Below are 5,052 nucleotides of genomic sequence, written 5' to 3'. Positions count from 1 at the left end.
GAATTTAGATCATATAAGATCTATATTTAGATAGGAATGGTACTGCAAAGGAGAGAAGACAACAATATGTTCGAACTTCCTAATCCGATTGTGATAGAGAATGTAATCCAGTGCAAAATGCGAGGAAAGGTGGCTTACCAAAGCCATTTTCCTGCGTCAATAGGTACGCAATTGACATTTGTAAAGCCCTATGATTTACCTTCTGGAAAAGGATACCAGAGACCAGTAGATGGTAAGCGGTGCGAAGATTTTGCTCAGTATTTATCAAAAGGGGAAGATGCATTATTCACTCCAATATTGCTTAATGCAGCTTCCAACTGGGATTTTGTTTCTTATGATAAACAAAGACCTTCGTACGGCCGCTTGATCTGCAAAGGTAAGGCATCATTAATGGATGGTCAGCACCGAATGGGGGGATTGAGAAGTATATTCGGGAAACACACTCTGATCTGAATGTACCATTTTTAGCGTTCCATTCATTAGATGAAGATGAAGAGATCAAGCTCTTTGATACGATCAACACAAAAGCTAAAGGAATTGGAACGTCCTTGAGCAAATATTTGCGAAGAGATTCAGATGAAATTAGCTGGATCTCGACTGAGTTAATGCTCAATAAGGAAAGTCCATTTTACAACATTGGATCTGTAATAGGTAAAAGAAGTACTGGCCGTCATGTAACATTGCAAAATTTATATCGCTCAATTCATCTCCTAACTGCTGATCAGCAAGTATCTTGTCTTTCGAAAAAAGAAAAATTGGCCGTTGCTTTAACCTATTTTGATTCGATAAAAAATAGGTTCATTAATGAATGGAGTGACTACAAGGATTTTCGTTTGACACATATCGTGTGCTTGGATGCATTGTCAATCGCAGGTCTGAAAGTTATTCTTACTTGCATTCCAGAAGGAAAAAAACATGTCGACCTAAAACTGCTCACGATAGCTACTAATAAACTAGATGTAGACTGGTCGTCAAAAGGACCGTTGAAGTACATTAAGGGAATGAGCGGTTCTAGAATGTTGGCAGAAGATTTTAGAGATCAAATGTTAGCTTAAATCATTAACTACGAATGTTGGTGTACATGTGGTATGTGGGAAAACCCCTATATTAAGTTGGTTTTATTTGAACTTGAAACTCTCGGTCATAACAAGCCTAAAGTAATTTTATTTCGATATTATAAGGTTATGAAACGTACGATTGGTTTTTATCTAAATGCGAAAGACTTTGCAAGTGAAATTCATAATATAGATAAAGCAGTTAATCAAATTTATAATCCAAGTGATCCTAACCAAGTTTACATTGGGCATATGCGAGATCGACTTAATAACAAGAAAAAAAACTAGGCAAAAAATATTTATCCTATGCTAAAAATCCTTATCTTTGTGCAGGGCTAGAAGCAATCTAGAAGAATGCGCTGGGATCAGGTGTTATACGAAGGATTTGTCGAGAAATTGCCAGTCTAGAGTTTCAGTAAGGATGTTGAGAAGGAATTCTTCAGTAATAGATTGGGTCGAGCAGATTGCTGCTCGGCTCTTTGCATTTAAAGAGGTGGGAGTTTCTATAGTCTATCACTTTTAGGAGAAGGGAATTAGTCATATTTTGGCGAATATTTACAGGCGGGAATTATAAATGCTGGAGGTAGTTTATGCCTAAGAACGAACGTTGCTTCTGTGGAAGCGGGAAGGCTTCGGAAAATAGTCATCGGGTTGCTTCAGACAGTCGCGCGGCACATCTATTTAAAATATATGAGCTAGTTGAAACTAAAGTTGAAACATATTTTAAACATACAGAGAATTCCCATCAGTGTTTTTAAAAATCTCTGAAAGCATCCAGTTTGTTGACATCCAGGTGTTGGATCAATCACACAGGCTTCAAAACATTTTGGATATTCAGGTATCAGCAAAGGTTAACTCTACTTTCTTTAAGAAAGCTGTGGGTCAAGTTCAACCTAATATTCGTGTGTTCAATCAAGGCTCTGGTTATAGAGAATTGGGATTGGATATTTGATTCAAACGATATCTCTGCCATATAAGGGGTTCGTTCTGGTGACTTGTATTTCTCAATTGATGTAACGGCGATTATAGAAGTCAGGGAGAACGGAAACAAAATCATTCCGATAACTGGCAACCAACAAACAAAGATATCAGAGTCTGATTGGATTTTTCGCGTTAATTCGGCCGCATTTCACAACGCTGAAGCAATTTGATATGAAAGCTGCAGAAGGGGATGTTCAATGTTGGATTTCAAGAAGTTAATCAACTATATTGAAGACGAGAAGGCAGATTACTATAAGTTTTCAGCAGCTGCTCGAAGGGAGAGCTGTAACCGCACTAACCTACGGAGTGCAAGGCGAATTGTTCGCAGCAGTTGCAAATGAGCGGATCATTTATCAAATACTGCAAAACGGGAATATCTTCAAAGAAATGGCTATCAAGGAAGTGGATCGGGAAGACATGATCAGCTTTATCTCACAAAATCCAGCCGACCCTTCTGAAATCTCTATCGCTACGATCAGAAGGAATGTTTTTATAGGCCGCGACGATGGAGAGTCGTGGACGAAAATCGCCAACAAAGGAAAAACAACATAACGCTGTTGTCCTCTTTAGCTATGGTGTTTATACATTTACAAGCAGCCTGTTTGCCGTTTTCTAAAATCATCTAACTCAGCAATTGCGGTCACAACCCAATCCTCTTATTTAGGATTGGGTTAATTTCTAATAGATCCTGGTGGAAGCTAAAACATGGACTGGCATTGAAACCAATCAAAATATATCTTGACTATAGGGTGGGGGGCTATACTATAATGAATCCGAGAACTCCGAATGGAATCCGTTACCACAAAACTTGACGGCCGTCACAGCGGTAAAGGAGAACAAGGAACCAATCGGTAGTTCATGATCAGATGGAGGTTAAATCATGTCTACACAATCTCAGGCATCGTCACAGGCCAATCCCAAACGTTGGAAGGCGTTGGCTCTACTGTGTATTGCAAACTTTATGGTCATTATGGATACATCAATTATCGGGGTAGCGCTGCCGGCAATTAAGGAAGCGCTTGGCTACACACAAGAAAGTTTGCAGTGGGTATTTAATGCGTATGTCATTTTCTTTGGCGGATTGTTGTTGCTTGGAGGTCGTCTATCGGATCTCTTTGGCCAACGAAACATCTTCATGTGGGGATTCTCCATTCTAACTCTGGCATCTTTGCTTGCCGGCCTTGCTTGGAGCGATGAGGTGCTGAATGTTGGCCGCGCCTTACAGGGATTTGGCTCCGCCTTAATAGCACCTTCAGCTCTAACGATCGTCATAATGCTGTTTGGTGGAAATCCCAAGGAACTGGGCAAGGCTCTAGGATTCTGGGGGGCATCAGCCGCGGCCGGCGGATCGGCGGGAGTGTTTCTTGGAGGAGTCATCACTGAGTGGCTAAGTTGGAAATGGACATTCTTAATTAACGTTCCGGTCGGCTTAGTTGCTTTGCTCCTAGCTCCGGGCTTACTTGCGAAAGGGATACGCAGAAAAGGGAGCATAGACATCCTAGGCGCCATCTTTGTTACAGCAGCATTGGTACTGATCGTTTCTGGCATCGTGACTGCGGAACACCATGGATGGGGATCCTCATCCACCCTTTGGACAATTATTTTGGGAGCCGTACTTTTTGTTCTCTTCCTCATCATTCAAGCGGTGAAAAAAGAACCGCTCGTGCCGCTTCGGATTTTTAAAGCGCCTAATCTGGCTGCAGGTAATATCGCACTCATTATGCTTTCCGGCGGATGGATCCCTCTTTGGTATTTACTCAATCTTTATATGCAACAGGTTTTGAAGTTTTCGGCGTTCGCAGGCGGGGTGGCTTTACTGCCGATGACGATATTGATTGCTGTTTTCATGATGTTTATCACAGGAAAATTAATTGGAAAGTTCGGCATGAAAGCTATTTTAGTCATCGGATTGATCGCGCTTGGAGTTTCGATGCTTATATTCTCCGGAAACACGCCTATAAACGGCACTTTCGTGGGAAATATACTTCCAGCATCACTATTAGGTGCGCTCGGGATGTCGCTTGCCTATATCCCAGCAACGATGGCATCCATGTCAGGGGCCAAACCGGAAGATGCTGGCCTAGCATCTGGTCTTGCCAATACAAGTTATCAGATTGGCTCAGCTATTAGTTTAGCAATCATGGTTGCGATCGCTGCTTCAACGTCAGCATCTCAAACTGGAGTCGATCCATTAACCGCTCTTAATGCCGGATTTCATGAAGCATTTTTCTGGTCCAGTATGGTTGCTTTTGCAGGAGCGATCTTAGCGCTGCTATTTATCCGCTCACCTAAGCAAGGTGAATCAAACGCCACTGCAGCGATGTAATGTGGGTTTTCTCGTGGGTTCTCTCCGGCCGAGTCGCAAATACTTGGCTGGAGGTTTGCCATATTGTACGGGGGGGGAAGCGTGGGGTAAGTTATTAAGACTTTGGCATCACCATCTTGGATCCGTTCATCGGCGCTGCGATCGCCGCAGTCGTAGGCGCGGTGTCATCGCGCTGCTTTTCTTGAGAAAGCCGAATCAATAAACATTGGCGATGACGATTCACTTGGCTGAACCGTTTTTTGTATAGGGTAGGGGCCCTAGTGTACAATAAATGTGAAAGGAGTGAATTGGATGGAGCAACTTACACAAGATAATGCCCAGACGCCTACCCACGATTCATGCGGCACAAAAGGGCGGCAAAGTCACCATTCTGAAAAAACAAAAAACAATTTGATAAGCCGCCTCAACCGAATCGAAGGTCAGGTTCGGGGACTTAAGGGTATGATTGAGAAGGATACGTACTGCGACGATGTGCTCAATCAAATTTCGTCGGTCCAATCAGCATTGAACGGTGTAGGAAAACTTCTTTTGGAGCATCACATGAAGAGCTGTGTGATCGAGCGTATTCAAGATGGAGAGAACGAAATGATCGACGAACTACTACTCACCATAGATAAACTTATGAAATAAGGATTCCCCTGGGATTCGTGAGAATCCCTTTTGTTTTAAATTCAATATAGGGATGGGGGG

At 42.4% G+C, this 5,052-nt stretch carries 5 protein-coding genes; all 5 read left to right on the top strand.

Annotated features, from left to right (window positions below):
- The first annotated feature begins 66 nt into the window (after nucleotides 1-66).
- On the top strand, nucleotides 67-453 hold the full coding sequence (locus tag PQG80_RS28700) for a DNA sulfur modification protein DndB (RefSeq protein ID WP_271755276.1): 387 nt from the start codon (nucleotides 67-69) through the stop codon (nucleotides 451-453).
- A gap of 95 nt (nucleotides 454-548) precedes the next feature.
- Nucleotides 549-1,055, top strand: a complete 507-nt coding sequence (locus PQG80_RS28695) for a hypothetical protein (protein WP_271755275.1) — start codon at nucleotides 549-551, stop codon at nucleotides 1,053-1,055.
- Between the two features lie 1,209 nt (nucleotides 1,056-2,264).
- On the top strand, nucleotides 2,265-2,588 hold the full coding sequence (locus PQG80_RS28690; RefSeq protein WP_271755273.1) for a hypothetical protein: 324 nt from the start codon (nucleotides 2,265-2,267) through the stop codon (nucleotides 2,586-2,588).
- A gap of 328 nt (nucleotides 2,589-2,916) precedes the next feature.
- On the top strand, nucleotides 2,917-4,362 hold the full coding sequence (locus PQG80_RS28685) for an MFS transporter (protein WP_271755272.1): 1,446 nt from the start codon (nucleotides 2,917-2,919) through the stop codon (nucleotides 4,360-4,362).
- A gap of 291 nt (nucleotides 4,363-4,653) precedes the next feature.
- Complete coding sequence (locus PQG80_RS28680; RefSeq protein ID WP_271755271.1) at nucleotides 4,654-4,992, top strand: metal-sensitive transcriptional regulator; 339 nt, start codon at nucleotides 4,654-4,656, stop codon at nucleotides 4,990-4,992.
- Nucleotides 4,993-5,052: the final 60 nt, after the last annotated feature.

Origin of the sequence: Cohnella rhizoplanae, from assembly GCF_948329515.1 — a bacterium.
GTDB lineage: Bacteria > Bacillota > Bacilli > Paenibacillales > Paenibacillaceae > Cohnella > Cohnella rhizoplanae.
The sequence above is the reverse complement of the archived record's forward strand: the minus strand, read 5'-3'. Positions and strand labels throughout refer to the sequence as shown.